This window comes from Actinokineospora spheciospongiae (genome assembly GCF_000564855.1).
Classification (GTDB): Bacteria; Actinomycetota; Actinomycetes; order Mycobacteriales; family Pseudonocardiaceae; genus Actinokineospora; species Actinokineospora spheciospongiae.
The window spans coordinates 1-3926 of record NZ_AYXG01000194.1 but is presented as its reverse complement, the minus strand read 5'-3'; the positions used below and the strand labels follow the sequence as shown (position 1 = coordinate 3926).

3 protein-coding genes are annotated in these 3926 nt (G+C 72.9%); 1 reads left to right on the top strand and 2 read right to left on the bottom strand.

Annotated features, from left to right (window positions below; translation table 11 throughout):
- Positions 1-51: 51 nt before the first annotated feature.
- Positions 52-453: a DUF3040 domain-containing protein gene (locus UO65_RS24825; protein WP_035286878.1), complete on the bottom strand. Its 402-nt coding sequence runs from the start codon at positions 451-453 to the stop codon at positions 52-54.
- Positions 454-615: 162 nt separating this feature from the next.
- Positions 616-2646: an acyl-CoA dehydrogenase family protein gene (locus UO65_RS24820; RefSeq protein ID WP_035286876.1), complete on the bottom strand. Its 2031-nt coding sequence runs from the start codon at positions 2644-2646 to the stop codon at positions 616-618.
- Positions 2647-2741: 95 nt separating this feature from the next.
- Here UO65_RS24820 and UO65_RS24815 point away from each other — a divergent pair, with 95 nt between their 5' ends.
- Positions 2742-3752: a PHP domain-containing protein gene (locus tag UO65_RS24815; protein ID WP_035286873.1), complete on the top strand. Its 1011-nt coding sequence runs from the start codon at positions 2742-2744 to the stop codon at positions 3750-3752.
- The last annotated feature ends 174 nt before the right edge of the window (positions 3753-3926 follow it).

The following is a 3926-nucleotide window of genomic DNA, read 5'->3' as shown; positions in this document are numbered from 1 at the left end:
CCGGGGCGGGCGCCGAGCCGAACACCACGAAGACCGAGGCAGAGCCCCCGATCAGCGCTCCTCGTCGAAGCGCCGCTTGAAGCGCTCCTCCATGCGTTGGGAGAACGAACTCCGGTCGCGGGCGGGCGCGGGCCCTCCGCCACCGGGGGACTCCTGACCGGGTTCTGCGGGGTCAGAGCCCCGGCGCATGGCCGTCAGCGTCAGCAGGACACCGGCGAACATGACCAGGAAGCCGAGCAGGCTCACTGCGGGGAAACCAGCGGGGTTGAACGGCACACCCAGCACGAGGAGCGCCACGCCCACGATGAACAGGGCGATGCCCAGCAGGCGGCGTCGGCGGGACGGCTTGCGTAGGCGGGCACCTCGGACGGTGGACGCGAACTTGGGATCCTCGGCGTAGAGCGCGCGCTCGATCTGGTCGAGCAGTCGCTGCTCGTGCTCGGAGAGTGGCATTCTTTCCTCCTCCGGCACAGTCGCGGGCGCCGGGCGATCACGGTTGCCGCCGGACCCGGCGGGCACCCCGCACGGGGGTGTCGGTCTCCAGGATACGGCGAGTGGCGCCCGGCGACTACCCGATCCTCGATCACGGAACGACGGGTTTTCGTCACCGGTCGGTCACCGGGTGGTTCCGGCGGCCTCCGCGACGTCGTGTTCACGCTGCGTAGCCTGCCGCCGGGCCTCGGCGCCGGTCGCGATCGGGGCGGCGACCAGCGATTCCGGGATGGCGAACGCGTCGACCAGGGTGGCCGCGTGCGGGCGCAGGTGCGCGCACAGGTCGTTGACCGCCCCGGTGACCGCCTTGGCCCTGGCGGTGGTGAACCGGCCGTGGCCGAGGAACCAGTCCAGGTCGGCCTCGACGTTCGACAGGACGTGCAGGTCGCAGAGCCGGTTGAGCAGCGCGGTGGTCGCCTCGTCGGTGCAGCGGTCGATGGCGGCGACGAAGGCCTCCAGCACGATCCGGTCGACGTGCACCCTGGCCGCGCGCAGCACGTGGTCCTGGGCGTCGTTGAACACCTCGAACGGGTCGGCGTCGGCGTCCCCGGCGCGGCGCAGGCGGCGGGCCAGGGTGTCGAGGACGTGCTTCTCCCGGTCCTCGAAGACCTTGACGTGCCAGCCGCGGTCGAGCAGGTCGGTCTCCTCGTCGTTCGGGGTGACCGCGTTGACCAGGCGCTCGATCACCGAGCGGGCGGCGGTGCGCTCGATGACCGTCTCGACGAACCGGTCGGCGACGAACCGGGCCATGCCGACGCTGCCCAGCTCGCCGACGTGCTGCCGGTAGCCGGTCAGCAGGCCCTTGGCCACGAGTTGGAACAGCACCGTGTTGTCGCCCTCGAACGTGGTGAACACGTCGGTGTCGGCCTTGAGCTGCGGCAGCCGGTTCTCGGCGAGGTACCCGGCGCCGCCGCAGGCCTCGCGGCAGGTCTGGATGGTGCGGGTGGCGTGCCAGGTGGTGGCGGCCTTGAGCCCGGCGGCCCGGGACTCGAGTTCGCGCTGGCGGCGGTCGTGCTCCTCGGTGCCCTGCTCGCCGTCGGTGTACTCCACCGCCGCGTGGTCCCGCTCGGACAGCTCGTGCAGGGTCGTGACCAGTTCCTCCTGCGCGAAGTGCAGGGCGTAGGTGGTGGCGAGCGCGGGCAGCAGCTTGCGCTGGTGGGCCAGGTAGTCCAGGACCACGACCTCGTCGAACCCGCTGCCCGGCCGCTCGAACTGGCGGCGGGCCAGGCCGTAGCGCACGGCGATGGTCAGCGCGCTCTTGGTGGCGCTGCCCGCCGCCCCGGCCACGCTGATCCGGCCGCGGATCAGGGTGCCGAGCATGGTGAAGAAGCGCCTGCCGTCACCCTCGACGGGGCTGCTGTAGGTGCCGTCCTCGGCGACGTCGCCGTAGCGGTTGAGCAGCGACTCGCGCGGGACCCGCAGGTGGTCGAACCAGATGCGGCCGTTGTCCACGCCGTTGAGCCCGGCCTTGCGCCCGCAGTCCTCGATCCGCACCCCGGGGACCGGGTTGCCCTCGTCGTCGCGGACGCGGACCAGCAGCGCGTGCACGCCGCGCCCCGCGCCGCCCGCGACGAGCTGGGCGAACACCACCGCCATCCGGCCGTCGCGGGCGGCGTTGCCGATGTAGTCCTTGCGGGCGGCCTCGTGCGGGGTGTGCAGGTCGAACTCCCGGGTGGCCGGGTCGTAGACGGCGGTGGTGCGCAGGTGCTGCACGTCGGAGCCGTGGCCGGTCTCGGTCATCGCGAAGCAGCCGGGCAGGTCCAGTTCCATGATGGCCCGCAGGTGCGCGTCGTGGTGGCGCTCGGTGCCCAGCGCCTCGACGGCCCCGCCGAACAGGCCCCACTGCACGCCCGCCTTGACCATCACCGACAGGTCGCCGAAGCCCAGCATCTCGAAGGAGGTCAGCGAACCGCCGGTGTCGCCGTCACCGCCGTACTGCTTGGGGAACCCCACCCTCGGGTAGCCCGCCCCGGCGAGCTCGCGCAGCTCGTCGAACACCAGGGCCCGGTGCTGCTCGGTGGTCAGGTCGTAGGTGGCGGGCGAGGGCAGCTCGCTCATCCGCTCCCGCGCCGCGCGCCGCACGTGCGCCCAGCGACCGTCGAGCAGTTCGGTCAGCGGTCCGGTGGGCGCGGCGGGGGTGGCGGGGATGTCCATCGTTCCTCCTCGGGGTGGTTCACCCCCGAAGTTAGTGGCGCGCGGCGGCGCGCGCCCGGCGTGCGCAGCGCGGCGGGGTGCGGTTTCCTGACGCCATGGACCCGGTTGCGGCGTTGAAGCAGATCGCGCTGTTCCTGGAGCGGGCGGGTGAGCACACGCAGAAGGTGCGCGCGTTCCGCCGGGCGGCGGCGACCGTGGCCGCCCTGCCGGGGGGCGAGCTGGACCTGCGGATCGACACCGGAACGCTGCGGAACCTCCCCGGCATCGGCGACACCACCGCCACGGTCATCACCGAGGCGGCGGCGGGCGGCGAACCCGCCTACCTGACCCGGCTGGTGGAGGCCGCGGGCAAACCGGTGGCGGGCGGCGCCGACCTGCGCGCCGCCCTGCGTGGCGACTGCCACACCCACTCCGACTGGTCCGACGGCGGCAGCCCGATCCGCGAGATGGCCGAGGCGGCGGCGGCGTTGGGCCACGAGTGGATCGCCCTCACCGACCACTCCCCCCGGCTGCGCATCGCCAACGGCCTCTCCGCCGACCGCCTGGAGCGGCAACTGGAGGAGGTCGCGGAGCTGAACGTTGAGCTGGCGCCCTTCCTGGTCCTCACCGGCATCGAGGTCGACATCCTGCTCGACGGCGCCCTGGACCAGACCGACGACCTGCTGTCCCGGTTGGACGTGGTGGTGGCCAGCGTGCACTCCAAGCTGCGGATGCCCGAGCCGGAGATGACCGAGCGCCTCCTCACCGCCGTGGCCAACCCCCACGTGGACGTCCTGGGCCACTGCACCGGCCGACTGGTCACCAAGAAGCCACGCCCGGAATCGGAGTTCGACGCGCACGCGGTCTTCTCCGCCTGCGCCGAGCACGGGGTCGCGGTGGAGATCAACGCCCGCCCGGAACGCCTCGACCCACCCCGCAGACTCCTCACCCTGGCCCGCGACCTCGGCTGCACCTTCGCCATCGACAGCGACGCCCACGCCCCGGGCCAACTCGACTGGCAGCCCTACGGCTGCGAGCGCGCAGAGGAGTGCGGCATCGGCCCGGACCAGGTCATCAACACCCGCACCGCCGACGCCCTCCTCGCAGGCATAGCCGCCCGGACCTGAACGCCCCCGCCACCCCGAACCCCATCGGCGCAGCGACAACCGGTGACCCCCGCAACCGCCAGCCCGGCCACCAGTCACCCCGAATCTCACCGGCGCAGCGGGCCCAACCGACCGCCCCGAAAACCGGCGGCCCGGCTACGCCCCTGCCCGGGTGGGTGGATGTGTTTGGCCGGG

Excerpts from the sequence above, each read along its gene's own strand:
- UO65_RS24820 (WP_035286876.1), bottom strand. The coding sequence starts at position 2,646 with ATGGACATCCCCGCCACCCCCGCCGCGCCCACCGGACCGCTGACCGAA.
- UO65_RS24815 (WP_035286873.1), top strand. The coding sequence starts at position 2,742 with ATGGACCCGGTTGCGGCGTTGAAGCAGATCGCGCTGTTCCTGGAGCGG.
- UO65_RS24825 (WP_035286878.1), bottom strand. The coding sequence starts at position 453 with ATGCCACTCTCCGAGCACGAGCAGCGACTGCTCGACCAGATCGAGCGC.